This is a genomic window from Sphingomonas glaciei (assembly GCF_023380025.1).
In the GTDB taxonomy this organism is placed as follows: domain Bacteria; phylum Pseudomonadota; class Alphaproteobacteria; order Sphingomonadales; family Sphingomonadaceae; genus Sphingomicrobium; species Sphingomicrobium glaciei.
Window position 1 is genome coordinate 1,109,653 of record NZ_CP097253.1, and the last position, 25,834, is coordinate 1,135,486.

Genomic DNA, 25,834 nt, shown 5'->3' on the forward strand with positions numbered 1-25,834 from the left:
GAGGAAAGCGCGCTTGAGCGCAAGCACCATCGTCACGCGCTTTGCGCCCAGTCCGACCGGCTTTCTCCACATCGGAGGGGCGCGGACGGCCTTGTTCAACTGGCTGTTCGCGCGCCATCACGGCGGCAAATACCTGCTGCGGATCGAAGACACCGACAAGGCTCGCTCGACCCCAGAGGCGATCGAGGCCATCCTCGACGGGCTGTCGTGGCTCGACATCACTGGTGACGGCGAGCCGCACTTCCAGTCGCAGTTCGAGGCGCGTCACGCCGAAGTCGCCCATCAGCTGATCGAGCGCGGTGCGGCCTATCGCTGCTACCTGACCCAGGAAGAGCTGGCCCGCCGCCGCGAGGAAGCGCAGACGCAGAAGAAGCCGTTCCGGATCACCAGCGAGTGGCGCGATTGCACTGACGCGCCCTCCCCCGATGCGCCTTTCGTGGTCCGCCTGAAGGCGCCGCGCGAGGGCGAGACGGTGATCGAGGACCTGGTGCAGGGCCGGGTGGTAGTCCAGAATGCCGAGCTCGACGACTTCGTCCTGCTCCGGTCCGACGGCACCCCCACCTACATGCTGGCGGTGGTGGTCGACGACCATGATATGGGTGTCACCCACGTCATCCGCGGCGATGACCATCTCAACAATGCCTTCCGCCAGCTGGTGATCATCCGCGCGATGGGCTGGCCCGAGCCGACCTATGGCCACATCCCGCTGATCCATGGGGCCGACGGCGCCAAGCTCAGCAAGCGCCACGGCGCGCTGGGAGTCGACGCCTATCGCGACGAGATGGGGATCCTTCCCGAGGCGCTGTTCAACTATCTGCTCCGGCTCGGCTGGGGCCATGGCGACGATGAGATCATCAGCCGCGAGCAGGCGGTGGAATGGTTCGACATCGACCACGTCGGCAAGTCGCCCAGCCGGTTCGACACCAAGAAGCTGGAGAACCTTAACGGCCATTACATCCGCCATGCCGAGGACAGCCGCCTGGCGGTGCTGGTCGCGGCCCGCCGCGGGGGCCTGGAAGCTGAGGAATTGGCGCTGCTCGAGCAGGCGATGCCCGAGCTCAAGGCACGGGCCAAGGACCTGAACGAACTCAGCGCCAACGCCGATTTCCTGTTCGTGTCGCGGCCGTTGCAGCTGGACGAAAAGGCTGCGGCCTTGCTCGACGGTGATGCGCGGGCGTTGCTGGCGAAGCTGCACGCTACCCTTTCGTCGGTGAGCGAGTGGACCCACGACGGCACCGAGAGCGTGGTCAAGGCTCTGGCCGAGGCCGAAAATCTGAAATTGGGCAAGCTTGCCCAGCCGCTTCGGGCGGCACTGACCGGGCGGGCGACCAGTCCCGGCATCTTCGACGTGCTGGTATTGCTGGGTCAGGACGAAAGCCTGGCCCGCATCGGCGACCAGCTCGACCCCTCTACAGTGATGTTGCACCTCAAGGAGCGCAATTGATGTCGAATGCCAATCTGACCCTGGGCGACAAGGCGCTCGACCTGCCGGTGTTGAGCGGCACTGTCGGGCCCGATGTCGTCGACATCCGCAAGCTGTACGGTGCGACCGACGTCTTCACCTACGATCCGGGCTTCACCTCCACTGCCAGCTGCCGCAGCGCGATCACTTATATCGACGGCGAAGCGGGGATCCTGCTTCACCGCGGCTATCCGATCGACCAGCTGGCCGACAAGTCGAGCTTCATGGAAGTCGCGGCGCTGCTGCTGCACGGCGAACTTCCGAGCAAGGACGAACTCGACAAATTCACCTACACCATCAGCCGCCACACCATGCTGCACGAGCAGCTGGCGACCTTTTTCCGCGGCTTCCGCCGTGACGCGCATCCGATGGCGATCATGTGCGGCGTGGTCGGCGCGCTGTCGTCCTTCTATCATGACAGCACCGACATCACCGATCCCAAGCAGCGCGAGATCGCCTCGCATCGCCTGATCGCCAAGATGCCGACCATCGCGGCAATGGCCTACAAGTACAGCATCGGGCAGCCGTTCCTGTATCCGGACAACTCGCTGTCCTACACCGGCAACTTCCTGCGCATGACCTTCGGCGTTCCGGCCGAGGATTATCAGGTGAACCCGATCGTCGAAAAGGCGATGGACCGGATCTTCATCCTCCACGCCGACCATGAGCAGAATGCCTCGACCTCGACCGTCCGCTTGGCCGGCTCGTCGGGTGCCAACCCGTTCGCCTGCATCGCGGCGGGCATCGCCTGCCTGTGGGGCCCGGCACATGGCGGCGCCAACGAGGCCGCGCTCAACATGCTGCGCGAGATCGGTCACGTCGACCGCATCCCGGAATATATCGCCCGCGCCAAGGACAAGGACGATCCGTTCCGCCTGATGGGCTTCGGCCACCGGGTGTACAAGAACTTCGATCCCCGCGCGAAGGTGATGAAGGAGACCGCCGACGAGGTGCTGCGTGAGCTCAACATCTCCGATCCGGTGCTGGACGTCGCCAAGGAGCTGGAGCGGATCGCGCTCAGCGACAACTACTTCATCGACAAGAAGCTGTACCCGAACGTCGACTTCTATTCGGGCGTGATCCTGAACGCGATCGGCTTCCCGACCGAGATGTTCACCGCGCTGTTCGCACTTGCCCGCACGGTCGGGTGGGTCGCGCAGTGGAACGAGATGATCGCCGATCCCGAGCAGAAGATCGGCCGTCCGCGCCAGCTCTACACCGGTGCGACGCAGCGCGATTACGTGGACGTCGGCGCCCGCTAGGCGAGCGGAAGGGTCAGCCGAAAGGCGGCGCCGGGTCCGGGGAGGTCGAGCAATTCGACCTCTCCGCCCATGTCGCGGGCGAGCCGGCGGGAAATGGCGAGGCCGAGGCCGGCGCTACCGCCCCGTGCTTCCGCCCCCTGTTCGAAGCGTTCGAAGATCCGTTCCCGGTCGGCGGCGGCGACGCCGGGTCCTTGGTCGATCACCGTGATCGCGGCGGTGGATCCCCGCTCCAGCTGCAGCGCCACGGTCCCGCCTTCGGGCGAGAAGCGGACCGCATTGCCGATCAGGTTGACGAGGATCTGGGTGATGGCGCGCGGCTGCCCGCGGGCCTGCACGCTGCCCTCCCCTCCGACGTCGAGCAGGATGCGGCGGCTCGACGCATTGGCCTGAAGCAGGCTGGCGGCGTCGAGCACCAATTCGGCCAGATCGAGTTGCTCGCCGGGCGATTCGCCGACCTCGGCGCCCCCGGAGGCGCCGTCGCCGAGCGCCGTCAGCAATTCCAGCAGGTGCCGGGCCGCGGTCGCAATGTCCGTTCCATAGCCCGCATAGTCGGTCTTGAGCGGGCCCTGGCTGCGGGCGGCGATCTCTTCCGCCCGGCTGATGATCGAAGCCAACGGATCGCGCAGCAGTTCGTCGAGCGGCGGCAGGTCCGAACCTTTACGGGCCGCCACCTCATCCGGCGCGCGGACGCGGATGGTGTAGCCGACGAAGCGGCCATCCTCGACCCGCGGTTCGCCGTCGATCAGCACCGCGGCTTCGTCCCCGCGCAGCAGCGCCATCTGGCCGGCAAAGGCGGTGCGGCCCGCCAGCGCCTCCAGCAACGGCAGGTTGCCGTCCGCGTCTTCGACCGGGCGGACGAGGCGCGACAGGGCCTGGCCGATGAGGTCGCTCTCGTCCTGCCCGAGGCGCCGGGCGAGGCCGGGACTGACGCCCAGGATGCGCAGGGCTTGGTCGGTAACGACGTCTTCGGCGGCCGCCCGTTCCTCCGCCGCGGCTCCCTCGCCGCTACGCCCGCCACCCAGCCAGCGCGATTGCGCAGGCGGGCGCGCCGTCCAGCGCTCGACCGACAGGGTGACCCCGTCGCGATCGGGCTCGGCGCGGACCAGGAGGTCGAGATCCTCGTCCTCGCTGGCGGCCAGGACAGGGCGCGTGATCCCGACACCGAGGCGGGAGGCGAGCCGCACGAGGGCGGCAAGCTGGGGCACCGACAGGGTGTTGCCTAGCGTCGATCCGGCCTGTTCCTGCAAGGCCAGCAACGGGGGGTCGGCGGCGACCAGCCGGCCGGCCGCGTCGACCCGTGCGGAAATCGGGGGCTGGAGGGGGAGGCTAGCCACGACGGCCGATGATCCGCCGGGCGTTGCGATAGGCCCCGGGCAGCGCGAGTTCGGCACGAGCGGCCTCGACCGTGTCGTTGCTCATGGCGTCGAACGCATCGATGGCGCGGACCGGATCGCCGATCCCGAGCGCGGGACCGGCGGCGGCGAGCAGCGCGGCGACTTCGGGCCGTGGCGCACCGGCGAGGCGAAGCAGCAAGGCGATTCGGTCCGGGCCGCCGAGCAGCGCGCTCCACGCCTCGTCGGCGGGAATGCAGGCCTCGGCCGCGAGAATGGCGGCGAGGATCTGAGCGTCACCCTCTTCGGCAAGGGTCATCAGCAGACCCGGTTCGCGGCGGCCGTCGCCTCCAAGCGCGTCGGCCAGCGCGCCTTCGAGCTGTTCGAGCGAGGGGGTTTCGAAGCGCGATGAAAGCAGGTCGCTGATCGCATCGGCCATTTCGGCGTCACTCGGGTTTTGGCAGCGCAAGGCAAGTGCAGCGCCGATCGCGACCACCAGCCCGGTGGCAAGAGCGGCGGGAAGGTCCGGCAGGTCGAGCGCAACGCGGCCGAAGCGGTCGCGTCCGCGCCCCCGCGCGGCGATTAATGTCATGGCTGCGGCGGCGATGTCGGCGTCCTCGACGGCAGTCCAGCGCTGCAGGGTCGACCGGCCGCCGCGGCCCGCCGAGGCGATCCGCTGGCCGTCGGCACGGCGCAGCAGCAGCCTGATCAGCATCTCGTCCTGTATCAGCCCGGCACGGGTCAGGTCGGCGATTAGTTCGGCCGGGCTTGCGGTGCAGTCGGCGGCTGCCTCGGCCGACAGGCGCACCCGAAGCTCGATCGCAATGCGCTCGATCAGCCCATGAAGCATCACCGCCATCACCGAGCGTTCCTGCTCGGTCAGGCGGTCGTCGGGAGCAAGAAACAGGTCCTGTACGACAGCCGCGATCCGGCGCCCCTCACTCGCCGGAAAGGCGAGGGAAGGTCGATGCGGGTGCTGCCTCGGGGGAGGCGCAGCAATGGGCCATTCGGCGGGCATGTCGAAGCGGTTTAGCAAAGGTGCCTTAACGCCGCGTCAATCGCGATCGGCAAGCACCAGTTGCTGGACGATGAAGAAGCTTGCGGCGGCATAAAGGGCGAGCGCCACCGTTAGCAGGCTCCAGGCTCCGAACGCCGCGAAGGGCAATGCCAGGAACACCGCGCTGCGCGGGGTCAGCAGCCACAGGTCGGGGCCAAGCTCGCGTCCGCGCCGCTCCACCCGTGCAGCTTCGCCGAACGCGATCGCCGCCGCCGCCGCGACCAGCGCGCCCCACCCGCCACCGTGGCGGGCCTCGAACCAGGCGAGCCCGAGCAAGGCGATTCCATGGGCGGGAGCGAGCAGCCGGAACAGGAGGCCGTGCCGCGAGAAGGGCCGCAGCCGAACCGTCGCCAGCCGCTCGGCAAGGCGATCGAGCGGGCTTGCCGCGACCAGCAGGCCCATCGCCCACAAGGGCTCTCCGCGAGTGAACAGCAGGGCAGCGCCAAGGACCATCAGCACCGCCGCCCACAGCAGGGCGGTAGGGCGGACCGGCGCGCCCATCAGCTGGCGGGTGAGAAAGTCCTCGACCGGCGGGAGCAGGTAGCGGCTCGGCCAGTCGCGGCGGCGGTGGCGGCTGCTGTCGATCAGGTGGCGGTCGAAGGCGGCGCTGCTGGTGTCGCTGGCGGCGAGGAACGGGCGCAGACCCTCGGGCGCCGGAACCAGCCGCGCGCCTTCTTGCACCGCGCGGCGCAGCAGGGTCGAATGGAGATCCCAGTCACCCAGCATCCGCGCGGTATCGGTCAGCATCTTGGAGGAGATCAGGGCCAGCCCGGCCCAGCGATGGTCGTTGTCGATCCGCTCGAACGCATGGTGGCGTTCGTCGTCCGGAACGGTGAGGATGGCGGGACCGGGCTCTTCGGCCAGTTCGGCAAGCAGGGGCGCCGCAGGAGCGATCCCGTCGGCCATCTGCAGTACCGCGATCTCCGGATCGAACCGCGCCGCAGCTTCCATGGCGTCGGTGACGGGGACAACCGAAATGCCCTCGGCGCGGAGTCTTTCGAACGCGGCCTGGAGGGTCGGCGGCACACGCTCGACGATCACGACGATCGGGGCCGCGCCGACCGCAGCGGCGCAGCGAGCCTGATATTCGACGAGGGTGCGACCTGCGAGCGGCGCCAGTGCATGGAGCCCGCCCTGATCATCCTCGTCATGCGCCGCGATCAACGCACCGAGCGCCATTCCCACCCCTTCCTTCTGGCCCTCCCTCTTGCACGCTTCCGTAGTCGAGCAAAGGTGGTAAACATGGCGCCATGACGCCGTCCCAGCCCCGCTCCATGCACGACGCATCGGATGAGCCCCTCGAGCTGACGGAGGCGGTTGGCGCCCCGGTCGTGGAGGATCGGTCAGAAGAATTGTCCTGGGTGGACGAGCCCGTTCCCGCGGTCGAGAGCGGCGCCGACGGCAGGCGCGTGCTGGGCTGGACGCTGGGATTGCTGGCGCTGGCGTGGATCGGTTTTTCCGGATGGAGCGCCGGCCAGGCGCTGGGTCAGGCGGCGAGCGCGCCTCTGCTTGCGCAATGGCTGGCGGTCGCGGCGGCGCCCCTGGTCCTGCTCGGCCTCGCCTGGCTGATCTTCGGTCGCACCCGGCGGCGCGAGGCAGAGAGCTTCACCCGGTCGGTGCAGGTGATGCGCTCGGAAGCGCGCAGCCTGGAGCAATTGCTCGGCGTGCTGCGCCAGCGGCTCGACGACGAGCAGGCGGCGCTGTCCAGCCATGCCGACCGGCTGATGGGGCTAGGAGACGAAGCGGGCCACCGGCTCGGTAACGTCACCCGCGAACTGGCGTCCGGAAGCGAAGCGCTGAGCCGCCATGCGGCAGTGCTCGACCGCGCGGCGGAAAGCGCACGGAACGACATTGGCGTCCTGCTCGACGACCTGCCACGGGCGGAGGCGAGCAGCCGCGCGATGGCCGAGGAGTTGCGCCAGTCGGGGCGCGAGGCGAGCGCGCAGGCCGCCAGCCTCGAAGCGCAACTAGCGGCGATCAGCGGTCGCGCGCGCGAAGCGGAAGACCAGGTCGGCGGCGCTTCGCAGCGGCTGGTCGCCCATCTCACCCAGATTGAAAGTGCCGGCGCGGCCGCCGCGCTGCGGGTCGGGGAGTCCGGAACCACGGCGTCGGCGCAGATCGACGCCCTTCTCGAGCGCACGGCCGAGGCGCTGGGCGTCATCCGCTCGGGCATCGACGAACAGGCCGCAGCGGTTCGCGGGCTGGTGGACCAGAGTTCGGCGGCGCTAGGCGTCGCCGGGCAGGAAGCCGCGATCCAGCTCGGCGGGCGCCTCAGCACCGCCGGCCAGGCGCTCGACGGCCTGTCGTCGCGGATCGCGGAGCAGGATCGCGCGGTCACTGCTTTGGTGTCGAGCCTCGAACGCCAGCTTGGCGATGTCGATCAGCGCTTCGTCGATCTTGCGGCCGAAGGCGACCTGCGGGCGCAGGCGGTGGCGACGGCGATCGACCGGGTCCGCCGCGAACTCGACGGCCTTGGCGCCCAGCAGGCGGCAAGCGGCGGCACGCTGGACGACCTCAGCCACCGCACCGAGCATCTGCGCACCGCCATCGCCGGCTTGCAGCGCGAGTGCGGGACCGAACTGATCGGCGCGCTCGAAGCCGCCGAAGGCGGGGCGGAACGGCTCCTGGCGGCGGTGCAGGCCGCACGGCCCGACGTCGAATGGATGAGTCAGGCCGCCGACGGGGTGACCACCCGCCTCGAGCAGGGCACTTCGGGCCTTGCCGGACAGCAGGAGCGGCTTGCGGGCCTCCTGGCAAGCGTCGAGAGCGGCGTCGGCGGGGCCGAGCAGCGGCTTGGTGAGCTCCGCACCGCCCTCTCCGCTGCAGGTGAGGAAGCGACCCGGCTGCAGGCCGAAACCGGCCCCGCACTGGTCCAGGCGATGGTCCAGGTCCGCGAGGCCGCGGCGCAGGCGGCGACCCGGGCGCGCGAGGCGCTCGCCTCGGTGGTGCCGGAAACCGCGCAGCAGTTGTCGGTCGAGGCACAGGCGGCGCTCAGCCGGGCAATCGAACAGAGCGTGTCACAGCAACTGGGCGAAGTCGAACGGGTCGCCGCCCGCGCGCTGGAAGCGGCGCGTCACGCCTCGACCGGGCTGTCGCAGCAGATGCTCAACATTGGCCGCACCGCCACCGCGCTCGAACAGCATATCGAGAAGACCCGAGAAGACGGCCGGGTAGCGGACAGCGAAGCCTTTTCCCGCCGTGCCGCGGTGTTGATCGATTCGCTTCACTCGGCCTCGATCGACGTCGGCCGGATCCTCAGCGACGAGGTCGATGACCGAGCCTGGGCCGCCTATCTCAAGGGCGATCGTGGCGTGTTCACCCGCAAGGCGGTACGGCTGCTGTCGGCAGGCGAGCTTCGGCTGGTCGAGCAGCAACTCGGGAGCGACCCGGAATTCGCTTCGTCGGTCACCCGCTACGTGGGGGACTTCGAATCGATGCTGCGCCGCGCCTCGGCCGAACAGGAGGGCGGCATGATGGCCGTCACCCTGCTGTCGAGCGACATGGGCCGGCTCTACACCGCGCTTGCCCAAGTACTGGAACGCCGCCGCGCCTTCTGAGCGGACCGGACAAACTAATTGTAGAAGTCGAGCGTCTCGGCGGTGATCCAGCCCTGGGTCCAGTTGGCGTAGAACAAGGCAAACAGCAGCGCCGAGATGACGGCCGCCCGCAGCAGGTGCCGCTTGAGGTCGAACCGGTGCGGCGCGCTGTCGGCCTGGCCGGGAACCCGGGGCGCGCCCGCCTCCTCATCCGTCCGCATGCCGAACGGCAGCATCAGGAATGCCGTGAAGACGAAGATCAGGAAGTAGACGGCAAGGGCGCTCCCGGGGTTCACAGGCGGGTCACCAGCACTTCCACGTTGGGCTTCTTGCCCGTCCACAGCGTCGCGCAGCGGCGGACCGCGAGCCGGATGTTCTCGCGCAATCTGTCCTCGTCGCGGATCGGCTCGACAGCCTTCGCCGCGGTGGCCTGCGCATCGCGGATGAAGTCTTCGCGATCCTCCTCGACCGGCACGCCGACTGCCCGCACTACCGGGTCGGCGGCGAGCGAGCCGTTGCTGCGCAGCACCACGCTGACCGCGATCACGCCCTGCTGGGAGATGCGGCGGCGCTCGTTGATTGTCGTGCCGTCGGCCGGAAGGATGACGTCGCCGTCGAGCACCAGTCGGCCGACACGCTCCTCGCCAACCTTCTTGGCATTGCCGGGCGCGAGGCGGATGAGGTCGCCATTCTCCTGCACCAGGGCAGCGGGGATGCCACTGTCGGTGCCGAGGCGGGCCTGTTCGAGCATGTGGCGGCGCTCGCCATGGACGGGGATCAGCAGCTTGGGCCGGATCCACTCGTACATCTGCTGGAGCTCAGGCCGGCCCGGGTGGCCCGAGACGTGGACATGCGCCTGCCGCTCTGTGACCGTGCGGACGCCGAGCTCGGCCAGCTGGTTCATCACCCGGCCGACGGCATTCTCGTTGCCGGGGATCTGGCGCGAGGAGAAGATGACGGTGTCGTTCTCGCCGAACTTAATCTCGTGCTGCCCTGCCGCAATCCGCCCAAGTGCAGCGCGCGGTTCGCCCTGCCCGCCGGTGGCGACCACCAACAGCTCGCGACGTGGCATCCGCATCGCTTCGTCATAACGAATGGTGTCGGGAAAGTCGGTGAGGTAGCCGGTGGCGCGGGCGACCTTGAGGTAGCGCTCGATCGAGCGGCCCGCGACGGCCACCCGGCGCCCGGTCGCTTCGGCGACCTTGCCGATGGTGTGCAGCCGCGCAGCGTTGGAGGCGAAGGTCGTGACCAACACTCGGCCGGTCGATTCTTCAACCGCCGCGCGCAGTCCGTCGAACAGCTCGGCCTCGGAGCCCGACGCCTTTTCGGTAAAGGCGTTGGTCGAATCGCAGACCATCACATCGATTCCAAGGTCGCCGATCGCCTTCAGCTTCTCGGGGCTGGTCGGGTTGCCGAGCACCGGGGTGGGATCGAGCTTCCAGTCGCCGGTGTGGAAGATCCGGCCGTGGCGCGTCTCGATCAGCAGGCCGTTGGCCTCGGGGATCGAGTGGGCGAGCGGCACCGGTGTGACCTTGAACGGCCCGAGGTCGAGGACGTCACCCGGATGGATGAGCTTGAGCTTGACCTGGCCGGTAAGGCCTTCCTCCTCCAGCTTGTGGGCGATCAGCCCTGCGGTGAACGGCGTCGCGTAGAGCGGCACCTGGAGGTCGGCGGCGAGATACGGGATCGCGCCGATATGGTCTTCGTGGCCGTGGGTGAGGACGAGCCCGACGAGGTCCCTGCGGCGCTTTTCGATGAATTCGAGGTCGGGCAGGACGAGGTCGATGCCGGGATAGTCGGCCTCACCGAAGGTCATGCCGCAATCGACCATCAGCCACTTGCCTTCGGTGCCGTAGAGATTGACGTTCATGCCAATCTCGCCCGAGCCGCCGAGCGCGAGGAAGAGCAGTTCGTTTCCTGGTGTCACGATGTTTCCTGTCTGGGCCCGTCACGCGGGCCGATCTACGCAGTCCATTGGTCAGGTCAGGAGAAGCGGCTGGACTGACTTTGCCGCTTTGCTCCTCGCATTTGGGTCAGGCGGGCCGGTGGCTCCGCTGGTGGAGCAGCGCCAACCCGCGAATGGTGAGGTCGGGCTCGACCGCATCGAACAGGTTGTGCTGCTGAAAGAGGGTGGCAAGGCCGCCGGTGGCGATGCAGGTAACCGGGCGGCCGATTTCCGCCTTCACCCGGGCCAGCAGGCCTTCGATCATCGCGACATAGCCCCAGTAGATGCCGGACAGCATCTGACTGGCGGTGGTGCGGCCGATGACGGTCTGGTCGGTCGGCGCCTCGATCGCGATGCGCGGCAGCTTGGCGGCGGCGGCGACCAGGGCGTCGAGGCTTAGGTTGATCCCCGGGGCGATGATCCCGCCCTTGTAGGCGCCGTCATAGTCGACGACGTCGAAGGTGGTGGCAGTGCCGAAGTCGATCACTACCAGGTCGCCGGGATAGGCCGCGTGGCCGGCGATGGCGTTGAGCACCCGGTCCGCGCCGACATTGTGCGGCTCGTCGACGTCGAGTCGAATGCCCCAGTCGGCCGCGCCCTGCCCCGCGACCATCGCCTCCTGGCCGAAATATTTGCGGGCGAGGACCTGGAGATTGTGGAGCGCGCGCGGGACGACGGTGCCGATGATCACTCCGGTCACGTCGCTGCGGGCATAACCTTCGAGGCTCAGCAACTGGTGGAGCCAGACGGCATATTCGTCAGCGGTGCGGCGCGGGTCCGTGGCAATCCGCCAGCGCGCGGCGATGCTGCCGTCCTCCGCCAGCAGCGCGAAGACGACATTGGTGTTACCGGCATCGACCGCGAGCAGCATGAGGTCAGGCGTTCCCGAGCATTACGTCGGCCGCATGAATGCGCCGTTCCTCGCCACCCGGCAAGGCAAGGCGGAGCGCTCCATCGGGGGCAAGGCCGGCGAAGGTGCCTGCGAGCTTCTCGTCGGCGGCGACATGGACCGACAGGGCGGTGCCAACCGGGTGGGCACTCTCTAGCCATAAAGCGGCGAGCCCCAGCGGGTCGTCCCGCCAGCGCTGCAGTTCGCGGGCAAAGGCGGCGGCGAGTAGCGGGGCAAAGGCTTCCGGGCTGACCAGCGCAACCGAGGAGAGGGCAACTGTCTCACGGCCTTCGATGGCGGGCGCCTGGGCGAGATTGACCCCGAACCCCGCGACCACCCGGTCCTCCTGCCGCTCGAGCAGGATGCCAGCCAGCTTGGCCGATCCCAGCAACAGGTCGTTGGGCCATTTTAGGATGAGTCCGGTCGCCGGGGCGGCGGCCTCGACGGCGCGGATCAGCGCCAGCCCGGCGGCGAGCGCGAGCGTGCCGGCCTGCGGATCGGTCGGTGCCAGGCGGACCAGGGTGGAGCCGTGGAAATTGCCGCTCGGGCTTTCCCACGTTCGGTTCTGCCGGCCCCTGCCCTGTTCCTGCCGGGCGGCGATCAGCCATTCGCCCTCGGGCGCGTGGCGTTCGGCCAGTAGGTCGCTGTTGGTCGAGCCGGTACGCTCGACAAAGCGGATGCGGGTCAACAGCGCGGCCCGCGCAGCATCAGAAAACGCTGGCCGCGTCGGCTGCGGCGGTGGTCAGCGGGCTGATGAGAAGATAGCCGAGCGGGCTGATGGCGATCGCGCAGGCGGCGATCAGGGCCGTCTCCGTCTTGCCGCGGGCCGGGGCGAACGGCTCGGCCGGGGTGTCGAAGTACATGACCTTGACGACCTTGAGATAGTAGAAGGCGCCGATCACGGTCAAGACGGCCGCGGCCACCGCCAGCCAGACGAAGCCCGCATTTACCGCCGCGAAGAACACCATCAGCTTGGGCCAGAAGCCGAACAGCGGCGGAATGCCGGCGAGGCTGAGCATGAACATCGCGATGGCCAAGGCCAGCAGCGGGCGAGTCTGCGAAAGCCCCGACAGGTCGCTGAGCTTCTCCAGCGGACGCCCATCGGCATCGCGCATCCGCATGATGCAGAGGAAGGCGCCCAGAGTCATCACGACATAGACCGCCGAATAGACCAGCACCGCAGTGGCGCCTTCACGGCCACCGGCGGCAAGGCCGACGAGGGCAAAGCCGACGTTGTTAATCGATGAATACGCCAGCAGCCGCTTGACGTTGGTCTGGCCGTAGGCGGCGACCGCACCCAGCACGATCGAAGCCAGCGCAGCGAAGATCACGATCTGGCGCCACTGGTCGGTCACGGGTCCGAGCGCTTCGAGGCAGACCCGGGTGGCGAGGAGGATGGCGGCGGCTTTCTGACCGGCCGCGAAGAAGGCGGTGACGGGCGTCGGCGCGCCTTCGTAGACGTCGGGCGTCCACATGTGGAACGGCACGGCGGCGATCTTGAAGGCGATGCCCGCCAGCGTGAAGACCAAGCCGAACAGCAGACCGAGGCTGGCGCCGTTCGGGCCGGCGAAGGCGGCTGCGATACCCTCGAAGCCCGTGGTCCCGGCAAAGCCGTAGAGCAGGCTGATGCCGTAGAGCAGGATGCCGCTGGCAAGCCCGCCGAGCACGAAATATTTGAGGCCCGCCTCGGCCGAGCGTTCGTCATGCCGGCGGTAGGAGGCGAGGACGTAGGCCGACAGGCTCTGCAGCTCGAGGCCGACGTAGAGCATCATCAGGTCGGACGCGCTGACCATCACCGACGCGCCCAGCGCCGAGAGCAGGATCAGCACCGCATATTCGGCGCCATGCTCATGATTTTGGTCGAACCAGCCGTGGGCCATGACGATCGCCACCGCGGCGGCAAGGTAGATGATGACCTTGCCGAAGGCGGCGAAGCCATCCGCGGCCCACATGCCGTCGAACACTCGGCCCGCTTCCTGCGCTGCGCCGATCAGCGCGAAGCAAGCGGCCACCAGCAGCGCGATGGCGGCGACATGGGTGATGGTCGAAGACCGGCGCACGAAGGCGGCGACCATCATCAGCGCGATGGCGCCGAGGCCGAGGATGATCTCGGGAAGAATCGGGGCGAAATTCATCAGTGCGCCTCCCCGGCGCCATGTTCACTGGCCTTGGCCGCGGCGGCTGCGGCAGGATTGCCGGCGGTCGGACGGCTGTCGCCGGCCGGCTTCGCTCGCTCGATCCGCGTCAGCAGACGGCCGACATCCTCACGCATCGGCGCCATGAAACTTTCGGGATAGACGCCCATCCACAGCACGATCGCGGCGATCGGCGCCAGCAGCGCCCATTCGCGGCGGTCGAGGTCGATCATCGCCGAGGCTTCCTCGGTGCGGGCTGCGCCATAGGAAATGCGCCAGTAGAGCCACAGCATATAGGCGGCGCCGAGGATGATGCCGGTGGTGGCGAAGATCGCACCCCAGGTCGACACTTCGTAGGTGCCCATCATCGCCAGGAATTCGCCGACGAAACCGCTGGTGCCCGGAAGGCCGACCGCGGCCATGGTGAACAGCAGGAACAGCAGCGCATAGGCCGGCATGTTGTTGGCGAGGCCACCATACTTGGCGATCTCGCGGGTGTGCATCCGGTCGTAGATCACGCCGACGCAGAGGAACAGCGCGCCCGACACCAGGCCGTGGCTCAGCATCACGATCAGCGCGCCTTCGATGCCCTGCCGATTGAAGGCGAACAGGCCGAAGGTGACGAACGCCATGTGCGCGACTGAGGAATAAGCGATCAGCTTTTTCATGTCGCCCTGCACCAGCGCGACGAGGCTGGTATAGACGATCGCGACGCTCGACAGGCCGAACACCAGGGGCACGAACTGCGCGCTGGCTTCGGGGAACATCGGCAGGCTGAAGCGGATGAAGCCGTAGCCGCCCATCTTAAGCAATACGCCGGCCAGGATCACCGAGCCCGCGGTCGGGGCCTGGACGTGAGCGTCCGGCAGCCACGTGTGGACCGGCCACATCGGCATCTTCACCGCGAAGCTGGCGAAGAAAGCCAGCCACAGCCAAGTCTGCAGCCCCGGCGCGAAGTCGGTCGCCATCAGGGTCGGGATGTCACCGGTGCCGGTCTGGCCGATCATCACCAGCATCGCGACCAGCATCAGCACCGAGCCGAGCAGGGTATAAAGGAAAAACTTGTAGCTCGCCTTGATCCGCTCGACGCCGCCCCAGATGCCGATGATCAGGTACATCGGGATCAGGCCGGCTTCGAAGAAAATGTAGAACAGCAGCAGGTCCTGCGCCATGAACACGCCGAGCATCAGCGCCTCCATGAGAAGGAAGGCGGCCATATATTCGGGCACGCGCTTGTCGATCGAGCGCCAGCTAGCGCCGATGCAGATCGGCATCAGGAACACGCTGAGCATGATCAGCATCAGCGCGATGCCGTCGATGCCGAGCGCCCAGTTGAGGAACGGCGTGCCGAGGCTCACCCGCTCTTGGAACTGCCACTGCGCGCCGCCGACGTCATAGCCCGCCCACAGGACGCAGCCGAGGACGAACAGCGCCAGCGTGGCGCCGAGCGCCAGCCAGCGCGCGCCGTTCGCCTTGAGGAACAGGCAGCAGAGCGCCGCCAGCAGGGGCAGCGCGATCATCAGGGAAAGAATGGGAAAGCTCATATCAGCTGGTCATCGCCCAGGTCGCCAGGCCGACGAGGCCGAGCATCATGACGAGGGCATAGGAGTTGAGGTAGCCCGACTGCAGGGCCGCGGTCATGCGATTGCCGACACCCACCGCATGGGCCGCGCCGTGCGGGCCGAAACGGTCGATCGTCTGCACATCGCCGCGCTTCCAGAAAAAGCGGCCGAGGGAGAGCGAGGGCCGGACGAACAGGAAGGCGTAAAGCTCGTCGAAATACCACTTTTTCATCAGGAAGGCGTGGATCGGACCGGTCGCGGCGACCCATTTGGCGGGCGTGTCGGGCCGGCGGATGTAGTGGTTCCAGGCGATGCCCAGCCCGACCAGCATGACGAGGCCGGGAGTGAGCTTGACCCACAGCGGCACCTCATGCGCCGCGTGCATCAGATGCTCGTTGAAGACCAGCGAGCCGCCCCAGAATTCGGCGCCGCCTTCAGGCTCGATGAACCAGTGGTGGAAGCCGAAGCCGGCGAACACCGCGCCGAGGCTGAGGACGGCGAGCGGCACCAGCATCGACCAAGGGCTTTCGTGCGGGTGATAACCCGCGGTGCCGGTCACCGGCTGCGCGGTCGAATGGCTGCTGTCGCCATGCTCCTCGTCGGGATGGTCGTGGTGATCGCCGTGGACCGCATGCTGGATATGCTCCGAACTCGCCCAGCGCGCTTCGCCGAAGAAAGTCAGGAAGATCAGCCGCCAGCTGTAGAAGCTGGTCAGCAGCGCGGCGAAGGCGCCGACGAAGAAGGCCATCGTCCCATGCACGCTGCCGCTGGCGAACGCGCTCTCGAGGATCGAATCCTTGGAATAGAAGCCGGCGAAACCGAACACCCCGATGATCCCGACACCGGTGATCGCCAGCGTGCCGAGCACCATCGCCCAGAAGGTCAGCGGGATCTCCTTCCGGAGCGCGCCATAGTAACGCATGTCCTGTTCATGGTGCATGGCATGGATGACCGAGCCCGCGCCGAGGAACAGCAGCGCCTTGAAGAAGGCGTGGGTGAACAGGTGGAACATCGCCGCGCCATAGGCGCCGACGCCAGCCGCGAAGAACATGTAGCCGAGTTGGCTACAGGTCGAATAAGCGATCACGCGCTTGATGTCGTTCTGTACCAAGCCGACCGTCGCCGCGAAGAGCGCGGTGGCCAGGCCGACATAGGTCACTACCGTCATCGCGGTGGGGCTGACCTCGAACATCGGCGACAGGCGACAGACCATGAACACGCCGGCGGTGACCATGGTCGCGGCATGGATCAGTGCGCTGACCGGAGTCGGGCCTTCCATCGCGTCGGGCAGCCAGGTGTGGAGGCCCAATTGCGCCGACTTGCCCATCGCGCCGACGAAGAGCAGCAGGCAGAGCAGGGTCATGGTGTCGACCCGCATCCCGGCAAAGCCGATGGTCGATCCGGCCATCCCCGGCGCCGCGGCGAGGATCGCGGGGATGGAGACGGTGCCGAACACCAGGAAGGTGCCGAAGATGCCGAGACTGAAGCCGAAGTCGCCGACCCGGTTGACCACGAACGCCTTCATCGCCGCGGCGTTGGCCGAAGGCTTGTGGTACCAGAAGCCGATCAGCAGGTAGGAGGCGAGACCGACCCCTTCCCATCCGAAGAACATCTGGATCAGGCTGTCGGCGGTCACCAACATCAGCATGGCGAAGGTGAACAGCGACAGGTAGGCGAAGAAGCGAGGCTGGCTCGGATCCTCGTCCATATAGCCCCAGCTGTAGAGGTGGACGAGGCTGGACACGGTGGTGATCACCACCAGCATGACCGCGGTCAGCGCGTCGACCCGGAGGCTCCAGTCGACCTGGAGGTCGCCCGAGCGAATCCACTCCAGCACCGGCACGACGGTTGCTTCGTTGGCGCCCGACATGAAGCCGAGGAAGATCGGCCACGACAGTGCGCAGCTGATGAACAAGGCGGCGGTGGTGACGGCCTTGGCCGGGACCTTACCGATGATCCGCCCGCCAAGGCCGGCGACGAGCGCGGCCAGCAGCGGCAGGAAGACGATGAGGATGATGGAGGACTGCATGTTACCCGCGCATCTGGTCGGCGGCGTCGACCGCGATGGTCCCGCGGCGGCGGAAGAAGATCACCAGGATCGCCAGCCCGATCGCAGCCTCGGCGGCGGCGACGGTCAGGACAAACATGGCGAAGATCTGCCCCTTCATGTCGCCGAGGAAGGCACTGAAGGCGACGAGGTTGATGTTGACGCTGAGCAGCAGCAATTCGATCGCCATCAGCATCAGGATGACGTTGCGGCGATTGAGGAAGATGCCGAGCACGCCGATCACGAACAGGATCGCCGACACCGTCAGATAATGCGCCAGGCCGATCATGATCGGCACCCCTCGAGAAAGCGCCCGATCACAGCTCGATCCCCTCGCCGACAGGCTGGTTGACGTTGCGCACCGCATCCTGCGGGCGGCGGCCGATCTGGCGGCTGGCGTTCTGGCCGCGGGCGTCGCCGCGGCTGCGGTGGGTCAGCACGATCGCGCCGATCATCGCCACCAGCAGGATGAAGCCGGCAAGCTCGAACGGCAGCAGGTAGCGGGTGTAGAGCTCGGCGCCGAGCGCCTCGATGTTGTGGACCGCCTGGACCGGAGGCGCGCCGGCCATCGCCGGACCCGCCTTATAGGCCGACATGGCGATCACGATCTCGGCCAGCAGGACGATCGCGATCAACAAGCCGAACGGCAGGTTGCGGTTGAAGCCCGAGCGCAGCTGGCTGAAGTCGATGTCCAGCATCATGACCACGAACAGGAACAGGACTGCGACTGCGCCGACGTAGACGATCACCAGCAGCATGGCGATGAATTCGGCCCCGACCAGCAGCATCAGCCCGGCCGCGTTGAAGAAGGCCAGGATCAGCCACAGCACCGAATGCACGGGGTTGCGGGCGAAGATCACCAGCACGGCGGACGTGATGGTAACGGTCGCGAACAGGTAGAAGGCAAGAAGGGCGATCATGGGTTGGCCGGGCGCTTAACGGTAGGGCGCATCGGCGGCAAGGTTCGCCGCGATCGCCGCTTCCCAGCGGTCGCCGTTGGCGAGCAGCTTGGACTTGTCGTAGAGCAGTTCCTCGCGGCTCTCGGTCGAAAATTCGATGTTCGGACCCTCGACGATGGCGTCGACCGGGCAAGCCTCTGCGCACAGCCCGCAATAGATGCACTTGACCATGTCGATGTCGTAGCGGGTGGTCCGGCGGCTGCCGTCCTCGCGCGGTTCGGCCTCGATGGTGATCGCCAGCGCCGGGCACACCGCCTCGCACAGCTTGCACGCGATGCAGCGCTCTTCGCCATTGGGATAGCGGCGCAGCGCATGTTCACCCCGGAAGCGCGGGCTCTGCGGCGTCTTCTCATAGGGGTAGTTGATCGTCGCCTTGGGCTTGAAGAAATACTTCAGGGTCAATGCGTGACCCTTCACCAGCTCCCACAGCGTGAACGACTTGATGATCTGCGCGGCATTCATGGCCGGTCAGGCTCCATAACGGGTCAGCATCAGCCACAGGCTGATGGCGAAGACGAAGAACAGCGACAGCGGAAGGAAGATCTTCCAGCCAAGCCGCATCAGCTGGTCGTAGCGGTACCTCGGCACGGTCGCGCGGACCCAGCCGAAGATGAAGAAGAAGATGGACATCTTGAGCAGCAGCCAGAGGATGCCGGGGATGTCGAACCACGGAATGAGGTCGATGTTGAGCGGCGGCAAAAACCCGCCCCAGAATAGGATGGCGTTCAAGGCGCACATCAGGATGACGTTGCCATACTCGCCAAGCCAGAACAGCGCGAAGCTCATCGACGAATATTCGGTCTGGAAGCCGGCGACGAGCTCACTCTCCGCCTCGGTCAGATCGAACGGGGTGCGGAAGGTCTCGGCCATCGACGAGATCAGGAAGACCACCGCCATAGGGAAAAGCAGCGGGTTGAACCCGAAGCCGTTCAGCAGGCCGAAGATGTGACCTTCCTGGGCCATGACGATGCCGGTCATGTTGAAGGTGCCGGCGTAGAGCACGACGCAGATCAGGACGAAGCCGATCGACACCTCGTAGCTGACCATCTGCGCGGCCGCACGAAGCGCCGAGAAGAAGGGGTATTTCGAGTTGGACGCCCAGCCGGCGATGATGATGCCGTAGACGCCAAGGCTCGACGCCGCGAGGATGTAGAGCAGGCCGACGTTGATGTCCGCCAGCACCACGCCGACGTCGAACGGCACCACCGCCCAAACGATCAGCGCAACCGTGAAGCTGATGATCGGTGCCAGCAGGAACAGGCCCTTGTTGGCGCTGGTCGGAACGATGGTCTCCTTGAGGAAGACCTTGAGGCCGTCGGCGAAGCTTTGCAGCAGGCCGAACGGGCCGACCACGTTGGGCCCGCGGCGGAGCGCCATGGCAGCCCAAATCTTGCGCTCGGCATAGATGATCATCGCCACCGCCAGCATCAGCGGAAGCGCGATCAGCAGGATGCCGGCAATGGTCGCCAGAAACCACGACCAGTCGTAGTTGAGGCCCCAGCCCTGGAAGGTAGCGGTCATTCGGCGGCCTCGGCGAAGGTCTGGCCATGGATCAGCTCGGCGGAGCAGCGCTGCATCACAGGGCTGGCGCGGCTGATGGCGTTGGTGAGGTAGAAGTCCTTGACCGGCAAATTGACTGGGCCGCTCGCCTCCGCAGAGAGCGAAGGCGGCGACCACGCCAGGTCGACGAGGCCGAGCTCACCCAGCGCGGGCACTTCGGCGATCATCGCGGCGCGCAGCTGGTCGAAGCGGTCAAAGGAAAGCGGCTTGCCGATGAGGTCGGACACGGCACGCAGTATTGTCCAGTCCTCGCGCGCCTCGCCCGGGGCGAAGCTGGCCTTTTCGGATTGCTGCACCCGGCCTTCAAGATTGACGAAGGTGCCGTGCTTCTCGCTGTAGGCGGAACCGGGGAGGACCAGGTCGGCCTGCTTGGCGCCCTTGTCGCCATGGTGACCGATATAGACCTTGAACGCACCGGCGAAGCGCTCAGGAGCGACTTCGTCGGCACCGAGCAGCACCACTAACTCGGGCGATGCAGCCTCGAGGTCAGCGATTCCGCCCGGCTGCGCAAAGCCCAGCATCAGCGAGGCCATGCGGCTGGCGGCGGTGTGGATGACGTTGAAGCCATTCCAGCCGTCCTTGATGAGGCCGAGCGGTCCGACCAACGCCAGCGCGGCGCCGAGCGCCCCGGCGCCAAGCGCGCCCGGACCGACTATGACCGCCGGACGCTCCGCCTTGGCGAAGGCATCGGTGACCGCCGACGGCAGCTTGCCCAGCAGCGACAGGTCGTCGCCGATGTCGGTGACCGGATAGGTGAGGTCGACCGCCGGGCCGATGCTGAACACCGCCGCGCCCGCACGACGCGACGCCTTGAGCAGGCGGGTGTTGACCAGCGGCGCTTCCCACCGCGGGTTGGTCCCGATCAGCAGGATGGCGTCGGCGGTCTCGATTCCGGCCAGGGTCGAATTGAACGCCACCGCGCTGAGTGAGGTCACGTCATAGTCGAGGCCGGTCTGGCGCCCTTCGAGCAGGGTCGAGCCCTGCCCTTCGAGCAGCTTCTTGGCCGCAAACATGGTTTCGGCGTCAAGCAGGTCGCCAGCGATTGCCGCGACCTTGGAGCCCGCGCCCTTAAGCTTGGCGGCGAAGACATCGAGCGCCTCGGCCCAGGTCGCCGCGCGGAGCTTGCCGCCCTCGCGCAGCCACGGACGGTCGAGGCGATTACGGACTAGCGCGTCGGCATGGTGCCGCGTCTTGTCGCTGATCCACTCCTCGTTGACGTCCTCGTTGATGCGCGGAAGGATCCGCATCACCTGCGGCCCGCGCACGTCGAGGCGGATGTTGCTGCCGACCGCGTCCATCACGTCGATCGACGGGATCTTGCGCAGCTCCCACGGGCGATATTCGAAATTCTGCGGCGCCTGCAGCAGCGCGCCCACCGGGCACAGGTCGGCAAGGTTGCCCGACAGCTCGCTGGTCAGAGCGCGCTCCAGATACGCCGTGATCTGCGCATCCTCGCCGCGGTACAGCATGCCGAGTTCGGGCGTGCCCGCCACTTCCTCGGCAAAGCGCACGCAACGGGTGCACTGGATGCAGCGGGTCATCGCGGTCTTGATGACCGGACCCATGTATTTGTCGTCGACCGAGCGCTTGTTCTCGTCGAACCGGCTGGACGAGCGGCCATAGGCCATCGCCTGGTCCTGCAGGTCGCATTCGCCGCCCTGGTCGCAGATCGGGCAGTCGAGCGGGTGGTTGATGAGGAGGAACTCCATCACCCCTTCGCGCGCCTTCTTGACCATCGCGGTGTCGGTGCGGATCACCTGGTTGTCGGCGGCCGGGAGCGCACAGCTGGCCTGCGGCTTGGGAGGGCCCGGCGACACCTCGACCAGGCACATGCGGCAATTGCCGGCAATGCTCAGCCGTTCATGATAGCAGAAGCGCGGGATCTCCTTGCCGGCAAGCTCGCACGCCTGCAGCACGGTCGCCCCTGCGGGGACCTCGATCTCTTCGCCGTCGACGGTAACCTTGGGCATCAGTCCTTCTCTCGATCGGTCAGTTCGGGCAGCAAGGCCAGTAAGGCCTGGACGTTGCCAATCACGATTGCGTCCCCGTTGGGTCGAGACGAAGCAGGGCTTCGGCAAGAAGGAAGCGAATCCACGGCGCGTTCAACCGGACGGTGAAGCCCGGCATACAGGTCCGGAAACCCGGCCAGATCGCAGCGACTGCCCTCACTTCTTCCGGTGTCCCGAGCCGGGTTTTCAAGACCGAAAGCACCTGTTGGCGGTTGCCTGCGGCATAACAGCGAGCGACTGCGTGGAGGTTGCGCGTCTCGGTCGCTGCTGGTGCCGCCAAACGGAATGTGTCCGGAATTCCTTCACTGCTTCGCAGCAGGCCTTCGGCAATCGCGCCCCGCGCATAAAGCAGCGACATCGTCATGTTCGATCCGGCGCTCAGGCAACTGCCTCCTTCGCCAAAAACGTACTTGTCGAACGCTTTCTCTTCTTCCTTCGAGTCCGGTGTCGTCTCGATCAGCAGCAATGCCACCTTGCGCTGACTCTTTGCGATGCACTCGCCAAACAGCTGAAGGTCGCGATAAGCGGCGATTAACGGCACCGGCGTCGACGAAGAGAGGCCGGAACGGCCAGGGGCTATCTGAGCGGATGCCGGGGAGCCGAAAGCCGACAGGAGAAATGCTGCCGCGACGGCAGCCCGAAGGCCGCTAACCTGTAGCCGCCCATGTGGTCGAATGGACATCGTCGGTCTCACTCCGCTGCCTCGAGCATCGCGCCGCCGTTGCGTTCCGTCATGCGCCGCTCGAGCTCGGGGCGGAAGTGCTTGATAAGGCCCTGGATCGGCCACGCCGCCGCGTCGCCGAGCGCGCAGATGGTGTGGCCTTCGACCTGCTTGGTGACGTCGTACAGCTTGTCGATCAGCTCGGGGCTGCCGTCGCCTTCGCGAAGCCGCTCCATGATCCGCCACATCCAGCCGGTGCCTTCGCGGCACGGGGTGCACTGGCCGCAGCTCTCATGCTTGTAGAAATAGCTGATGCGGCTGATCGCGCGGACGATGTCGGTCGACTTGTCCATGACGATCACCGCCGCGGTGCCGAGGCCGGAGCCGACCGCCTTCAAGCCGTCGAAGTCCATCGGCGCGTCCATGATCTCGGCGGCCGGAACCAGGGGGACAGAGGAACCGCCCGGGATCACCGCGAGCAAATTGTCCCACCCGCCGCGGATGCCGCCGCAATGGCGGTCGATCAGCTCGCGGAAGGAGATGCTCATGCTCTCCTCGACGACGCACGGCTTCTCGACATGACCGCTGATCTGGAAGAGCTTGGTGCCCTCGTTCTTCTCGCGGCCGAAGCCGGCGAACCAGCTGGCGCCGCGGCGCAGGATGGTCGGGACGACCGCAATCGATTCGACGTTGTTGACCGTCGTCGGGCAGCCATAGAGGCCGGCACCGGCCGGGAACGGCGGCTTGAGGCGCGGACGGCCCTGCTTGCCTTCGAGGCTTTCCAGCATCGCGGTTTCTTCGCCGCAGATGTAGGCGCCCGCGCCGCGGTGGCAGAAGATGTCGAAGTCGTAGCCCGATCCCGCCGCATTCTTGCCGACCAGGCCGGCTGCATAAGCCTCGGCGATGGCCTTTTCGAGCGCCTGCGCCTCGCGGATATATTCGCCGCGAATGTAGATGTAGCAGGCCCGCGCGCGCATCGCGAAACTGGCAATCAGCGCGCCTTCGATCAGCTTGTGCGGATCGTGGCGGATGATCTCGCGATCCTTGCAAGATCCGGGCTCGGATTCGTCGGCGTTGATGACCAGGAAGTTGGGTTTGCCGGGCTTGGGCTCCTTGGGCATGAAGCTCCACTTCATGCCGGTCGGGAAGCCCGCCCCGCCGCGCCCGCGCAGGCCCGAGGCCTTGACGATGTCGATCAGCGCGTCGGGCCCGGCGGCCATCAGCGCCTTGGTATTGTCCCAGTCGCCGCGCGCCTGCGCCGCCTTCAGATCGGGCGACTGGAAGCCGTAGACGTTGGTGAAGATGCGGTCCTTGTCGAACAGCGGTCCTGTGTAGCCCATCTTAGAGCGAGCCCTGGCTGAGGAAGTAGATGACCGCGATCACGATCGCCGCGAGCACGGCAAACTTGATCACGCCCTTGATGAACTTGAGCGCGAGAAACGCGGCGATCACACCGACGATGATCAGGATGACGGAGCCGTCCACTCAGGCGCCCTCGCCCGCTTCGGCCCACATCGGCCGATAGTCGTAGTTGCGCTCGGTCATCTTCTTGAGGCTGGTGGGACCGCCCTCGGGGCAGCTGGTCTGCCGCCCGATCTGCGAGCCCGGCTTGACCGGCTTTCCGGACGCCAGCGCGTCGAGCACGGCGGTCATGCTGGCCTCGGTCAGATCCTCGAAATTGTCGTCGTTGATCTGGACCATCGGTGCGTTGGCGCAGGCGCCCAGGCACTCGACCTCGGTCAGCGTCCACAGCCCGTCGGGCGAAGTCCCGCCCTTCTTCATGCCCTTGGCGTAGCAGGCCTTGAGCACGTCGTCGGATCCGCGCAGCATGCACGGCGTCGTGCCGCACACCTGCACATGGTACTTACCGACCGGCACCAGGTTGAACATGGTGTAGAAGCTGGCGACCTCCATCGCGCGAATCGGGGGAAGTCCGCATTCCGCCGCGACGAATTCGATAACCGGGATTGGCAGCCAGCCCTGCGTACCGGTCTCCGCGCCGACCTGGCGCTGGGCCAGGTCGAGCAACGGGATCACGGCCGAGGCCTTGCGGCCGTCCGGATATTTGCCGAGCGCACGCGCGGCTTCGGGCGCATGCGCCTTGTCCCAGGTGAAGGTGCCCCAGCGCTCGCGCAGCTCGGGAATGTCGGGGGCGAAATGACGCTCGGCCATTAGCGGTCACACTCCCCGAACACGATGTCCATCGCGCCCAGCACCGCAGTCGTATCGGCCAGCATGTGACCCTTCATCATGAAATCCATCGCCTGCAGGTGGCTGAACGCGGTCGGCCTGATCTTGCAGCGGTAAGGCTTGTTGGTGCCGTCGGCGACCAGATAGACGCCGAACTCGCCCTTGGGGCTTTCGGTCGCGACATATACTTCGCCCGCAGGCACGTGATAGCCCTCGGTGTACAGCTTGAAGTGGTGGATGAGCGCTTCCATCGAGGTCTTCATCTCAGCCCGCTTGGGCGGGAATACCTTGCGGTCGCTCGAACCGATCTCGCCCGACGGCATCTCGTTCAGGCATTGGCGGACGATCCGCCAGCTTTGGCGAACCTCTTCGACCCGCACCATGAAGCGGTCGTAGCAGTCGCCGCGCGTGCCGACCGGCACGTCGAACTGCATCCGGTCGTAGACTTCGTAAGGCTGGCTCTTGCGGATATCCCACGGAATGCCCGAGCCGCGGATCATCGGGCCCGAGAAGCCCCAGGCGATCGCGTCTTCCTTGGTGACTGTGGCGATGTCGACGTTACGCTGCTTGAAGATGCGGTTGTCGGCGACCAGGCTGATCGCGTCCTCGAACAATTGCAGGCGGGTATCGAGGAAGGTGCCGATCTGGTCGAGCACCTTGGGCGGGATGTCCTGGTGGACGCCGCCGACGCGGAAGTAATTGGCGTGCATCCGCGCGCCCGACACGCTTTCGTAGATCTGCATCAGATCTTCGCGCAGCTCGAACATCCACAGGTTGGGCGTCATCGCGCCCACGTCCATGACGTGGCTGCCGAGATTCAGCATGTGGTTCTTGATGCGGGTCAGCTCCGCCATCATCACCCGGATATACTGGGCGCGGATCGGGACCTCGAGGCCCATCAATTTCTCGGCCGCGAGCACGAAGCTATGCTCCATGCACATCGGCGAGCAGTAATCGAGGCGATCGAAATAGGGGATCGCCTGCGCGTAAGTCTTGTATTCGATCAGCTTCTCGGTGCCGCGGTGGAGCAGGCCGACGTGCGGATCGACCCGCTCGACGATCTCGCCGTCGAGCTCGAGGATCAGGCGCAGCACGCCGTGGGCGGCCGGGTGCTGGGGGCCGAAGTTGATGGTGTAATTCTGGATCGTCTCGTCGCCGGGGTTCTGGTCGCCCAGTTCCGGCATCACGCCGACCTCGACGCGGGTTGTCTGGCGCTTCTCGTCGACGAC

General features: G+C 66.8%; 23 protein-coding genes. 3 read left to right on the forward strand and 20 right to left on the reverse strand.

The features are described 5' to 3' along the window. The first annotated feature begins 13 nt into the window (after positions 1-13). Positions 14-1,444 (forward strand): glutamate--tRNA ligase, encoded by a 1,431-nt coding sequence (gene gltX, locus M1K48_RS05340; RefSeq protein ID WP_249504814.1) that lies wholly within the window; start codon positions 14-16, stop codon positions 1,442-1,444. Continuing rightward, the gene (locus tag M1K48_RS05345; protein WP_249504815.1) at positions 1,444-2,724 is read left to right on the forward strand and encodes a citrate synthase; all 1,281 of its coding nucleotides are present in this window, start codon (positions 1,444-1,446) and stop codon (positions 2,722-2,724) included. Before gltX ends, M1K48_RS05345 begins: the two co-directional genes overlap by 1 nt. On the opposite strand, the gene M1K48_RS05350 is transcribed toward M1K48_RS05345, so the two are convergent. Genes M1K48_RS05350 through M1K48_RS05360 form a run of 3 tightly spaced genes read right to left on the reverse strand, consistent with a single transcriptional unit; the run spans position 2,721 to position 6,291 of the window. Continuing rightward, entirely contained in the window at positions 2,721-4,058 is a 1,338-nt protein-coding gene (locus M1K48_RS05350) for a sensor histidine kinase (RefSeq protein ID WP_249504816.1), read from the reverse strand. The genes M1K48_RS05345 and M1K48_RS05350 overlap by 4 nt on opposite strands. Beyond that, entirely contained in the window at positions 4,051-5,073 is a 1,023-nt protein-coding gene (locus M1K48_RS05355; protein WP_249504817.1) for a DUF2336 domain-containing protein, read from the reverse strand. The genes M1K48_RS05350 and M1K48_RS05355 overlap by 8 nt, the downstream gene beginning before the upstream one ends. Positions 5,074-5,109: 36 nt before the next feature. Beyond that, the gene (locus tag M1K48_RS05360; protein WP_249504818.1) at positions 5,110-6,291 is read right to left on the reverse strand and encodes a V-type ATP synthase subunit F; all 1,182 of its coding nucleotides are present in this window, start codon (positions 6,289-6,291) and stop codon (positions 5,110-5,112) included. Between the two features lie 95 nt (positions 6,292-6,386). Between M1K48_RS05360 and M1K48_RS05365 the strand changes: the two genes are divergently transcribed. Further along, positions 6,387-8,669 (forward strand): coiled-coil domain-containing protein, encoded by a 2,283-nt coding sequence (locus tag M1K48_RS05365; RefSeq protein ID WP_249504819.1) that lies wholly within the window; start codon positions 6,387-6,389, stop codon positions 8,667-8,669. A gap of 14 nt (positions 8,670-8,683) precedes the next feature. Here the strand turns inward: M1K48_RS05365 and M1K48_RS05370 are convergent, their stop codons facing one another. From M1K48_RS05370 to M1K48_RS05450, 17 genes are all read right to left on the reverse strand, one after another. After that, entirely contained in the window at positions 8,684-8,944 is a 261-nt protein-coding gene (locus tag M1K48_RS05370; protein WP_249504820.1) for a DUF1467 family protein, read from the reverse strand. Continuing rightward, positions 8,941-10,575 carry a ribonuclease J gene (locus M1K48_RS05375; RefSeq protein WP_249504821.1) on the reverse strand — a complete coding sequence of 545 codons (1,635 nt, stop codon included), beginning with the start codon at positions 10,573-10,575 and terminating at the stop codon, positions 8,941-8,943. The genes M1K48_RS05370 and M1K48_RS05375 overlap by 4 nt, the downstream gene beginning before the upstream one ends. Positions 10,576-10,681: 106 nt before the next feature. Then, on the reverse strand, positions 10,682-11,464 hold the full coding sequence (locus tag M1K48_RS05380; protein ID WP_249504822.1) for a type III pantothenate kinase: 783 nt from the start codon (positions 11,462-11,464) through the stop codon (positions 10,682-10,684). A 4-nt stretch (positions 11,465-11,468) separates the two neighbouring features. Further along, positions 11,469-12,170 carry a biotin--[acetyl-CoA-carboxylase] ligase gene (locus M1K48_RS05385; RefSeq protein WP_249504823.1) on the reverse strand — a complete coding sequence of 234 codons (702 nt, stop codon included), beginning with the start codon at positions 12,168-12,170 and terminating at the stop codon, positions 11,469-11,471. Positions 12,171-12,189: 19 nt separating this feature from the next. Next, complete coding sequence (gene nuoN / locus M1K48_RS05390) at positions 12,190-13,617, reverse strand: NADH-quinone oxidoreductase subunit NuoN (protein WP_249504824.1); 1,428 nt, start codon at positions 13,615-13,617, stop codon at positions 12,190-12,192. Beyond that, positions 13,617-15,161 carry an NADH-quinone oxidoreductase subunit M gene (locus tag M1K48_RS05395; RefSeq protein ID WP_249504825.1) on the reverse strand — a complete coding sequence of 515 codons (1,545 nt, stop codon included), beginning with the start codon at positions 15,159-15,161 and terminating at the stop codon, positions 13,617-13,619. Before M1K48_RS05395 ends, nuoN begins: the two co-directional genes overlap by 1 nt. A gap of 1 nt (position 15,162) precedes the next feature. After that, positions 15,163-17,208: an NADH-quinone oxidoreductase subunit L gene (gene nuoL / locus M1K48_RS05400; RefSeq protein WP_249504826.1), complete on the reverse strand. Its 2,046-nt coding sequence runs from the start codon at positions 17,206-17,208 to the stop codon at positions 15,163-15,165. Position 17,209: 1 nt separating this feature from the next. Then, a complete protein-coding gene (gene nuoK / locus M1K48_RS05405; RefSeq protein ID WP_249504827.1) occupies positions 17,210-17,515 on the reverse strand; it encodes an NADH-quinone oxidoreductase subunit NuoK in 306 nt (101 codons plus the stop codon). Between the two features lie 28 nt (positions 17,516-17,543). Beyond that, positions 17,544-18,146: an NADH-quinone oxidoreductase subunit J gene (locus M1K48_RS05410; protein ID WP_249504828.1), complete on the reverse strand. Its 603-nt coding sequence runs from the start codon at positions 18,144-18,146 to the stop codon at positions 17,544-17,546. Positions 18,147-18,161: 15 nt separating this feature from the next. After that, positions 18,162-18,647 carry an NADH-quinone oxidoreductase subunit NuoI gene (nuoI, locus tag M1K48_RS05415; protein WP_249504829.1) on the reverse strand — a complete coding sequence of 162 codons (486 nt, stop codon included), beginning with the start codon at positions 18,645-18,647 and terminating at the stop codon, positions 18,162-18,164. A gap of 6 nt (positions 18,648-18,653) precedes the next feature. Continuing rightward, a complete protein-coding gene (gene nuoH / locus M1K48_RS05420; protein ID WP_249504830.1) occupies positions 18,654-19,706 on the reverse strand; it encodes an NADH-quinone oxidoreductase subunit NuoH in 1,053 nt (350 codons plus the stop codon). Then, positions 19,703-21,715, reverse strand: a complete 2,013-nt coding sequence (nuoG, locus tag M1K48_RS05425) for an NADH-quinone oxidoreductase subunit NuoG (RefSeq protein WP_249504831.1) — start codon at positions 21,713-21,715, stop codon at positions 19,703-19,705. The genes nuoH and nuoG overlap by 4 nt, the downstream gene beginning before the upstream one ends. A 61-nt stretch (positions 21,716-21,776) precedes the next feature. Beyond that, positions 21,777-22,436, reverse strand: coding sequence for a hypothetical protein (locus tag M1K48_RS05430; protein ID WP_249504832.1), 660 nt, complete (start codon positions 22,434-22,436; stop codon positions 21,777-21,779). Positions 22,437-22,444: 8 nt separating this feature from the next. Next, positions 22,445-23,755: an NADH-quinone oxidoreductase subunit NuoF gene (nuoF, locus tag M1K48_RS05435; protein WP_249504833.1), complete on the reverse strand. Its 1,311-nt coding sequence runs from the start codon at positions 23,753-23,755 to the stop codon at positions 22,445-22,447. Between the two features lies 1 nt (position 23,756). Continuing rightward, on the reverse strand, positions 23,757-23,900 hold the full coding sequence (locus M1K48_RS05440) for a hypothetical protein (protein WP_249504834.1): 144 nt from the start codon (positions 23,898-23,900) through the stop codon (positions 23,757-23,759). Then, entirely contained in the window at positions 23,901-24,587 is a 687-nt protein-coding gene (locus M1K48_RS05445) for a complex I 24 kDa subunit family protein (RefSeq protein WP_249504835.1), read from the reverse strand. Further along, a complete protein-coding gene (locus M1K48_RS05450; protein WP_249505190.1) occupies positions 24,587-25,789 on the reverse strand; it encodes an NADH-quinone oxidoreductase subunit D in 1,203 nt (400 codons plus the stop codon). Before M1K48_RS05450 ends, M1K48_RS05445 begins: the two co-directional genes overlap by 1 nt. Positions 25,790-25,834 lie beyond the last annotated feature (45 nt).

Bases quoted from the DNA above. Each gene is read 5' to 3' on its own strand.
- M1K48_RS05345 (WP_249504815.1), top strand. From the start codon at position 1,444: ATGTCGAATGCCAATCTGACCCTGGGCGACAAGGCGCTCGACCTGCCG.
- M1K48_RS05355 (WP_249504817.1), bottom strand. From the start codon at position 5,073: ATGCCCGCCGAATGGCCCATTGCTGCGCCTCCCCCGAGGCAGCACCCG.
- M1K48_RS05360 (WP_249504818.1), bottom strand. From the start codon at position 6,291: ATGGCGCTCGGTGCGTTGATCGCGGCGCATGACGAGGATGATCAGGGC.
- M1K48_RS05365 (WP_249504819.1), top strand. From the start codon at position 6,387: ATGCACGACGCATCGGATGAGCCCCTCGAGCTGACGGAGGCGGTTGGC.
- M1K48_RS05380 (WP_249504822.1), bottom strand. From the start codon at position 11,464: ATGCTGCTCGCGGTCGATGCCGGTAACACCAATGTCGTCTTCGCGCTG.
- nuoN (WP_249504824.1), bottom strand. From the start codon at position 13,617: ATGAATTTCGCCCCGATTCTTCCCGAGATCATCCTCGGCCTCGGCGCC.
- M1K48_RS05395 (WP_249504825.1), bottom strand. From the start codon at position 15,161: ATGAGCTTTCCCATTCTTTCCCTGATGATCGCGCTGCCCCTGCTGGCG.
- nuoL (WP_249504826.1), bottom strand. From the start codon at position 17,208: ATGCAGTCCTCCATCATCCTCATCGTCTTCCTGCCGCTGCTGGCCGCG.
- nuoK (WP_249504827.1), bottom strand. From the start codon at position 17,515: ATGATCGGCCTGGCGCATTATCTGACGGTGTCGGCGATCCTGTTCGTG.
- M1K48_RS05410 (WP_249504828.1), bottom strand. From the start codon at position 18,146: ATGATCGCCCTTCTTGCCTTCTACCTGTTCGCGACCGTTACCATCACG.
- nuoI (WP_249504829.1), bottom strand. From the start codon at position 18,647: ATGAATGCCGCGCAGATCATCAAGTCGTTCACGCTGTGGGAGCTGGTG.
- nuoH (WP_249504830.1), bottom strand. From the start codon at position 19,706: ATGACCGCTACCTTCCAGGGCTGGGGCCTCAACTACGACTGGTCGTGG.
- nuoG (WP_249504831.1), bottom strand. From the start codon at position 21,715: ATGCCCAAGGTTACCGTCGACGGCGAAGAGATCGAGGTCCCCGCAGGG.
- M1K48_RS05430 (WP_249504832.1), bottom strand. From the start codon at position 22,436: ATGTCCATTCGACCACATGGGCGGCTACAGGTTAGCGGCCTTCGGGCT.
- nuoF (WP_249504833.1), bottom strand. From the start codon at position 23,755: ATGGGCTACACAGGACCGCTGTTCGACAAGGACCGCATCTTCACCAAC.
- M1K48_RS05445 (WP_249504835.1), bottom strand. From the start codon at position 24,587: ATGGCCGAGCGTCATTTCGCCCCCGACATTCCCGAGCTGCGCGAGCGC.
- M1K48_RS05450 (WP_249505190.1), bottom strand. From the start codon at position 25,789: ATGCCGGAACTGGGCGACCAGAACCCCGGCGACGAGACGATCCAGAAT.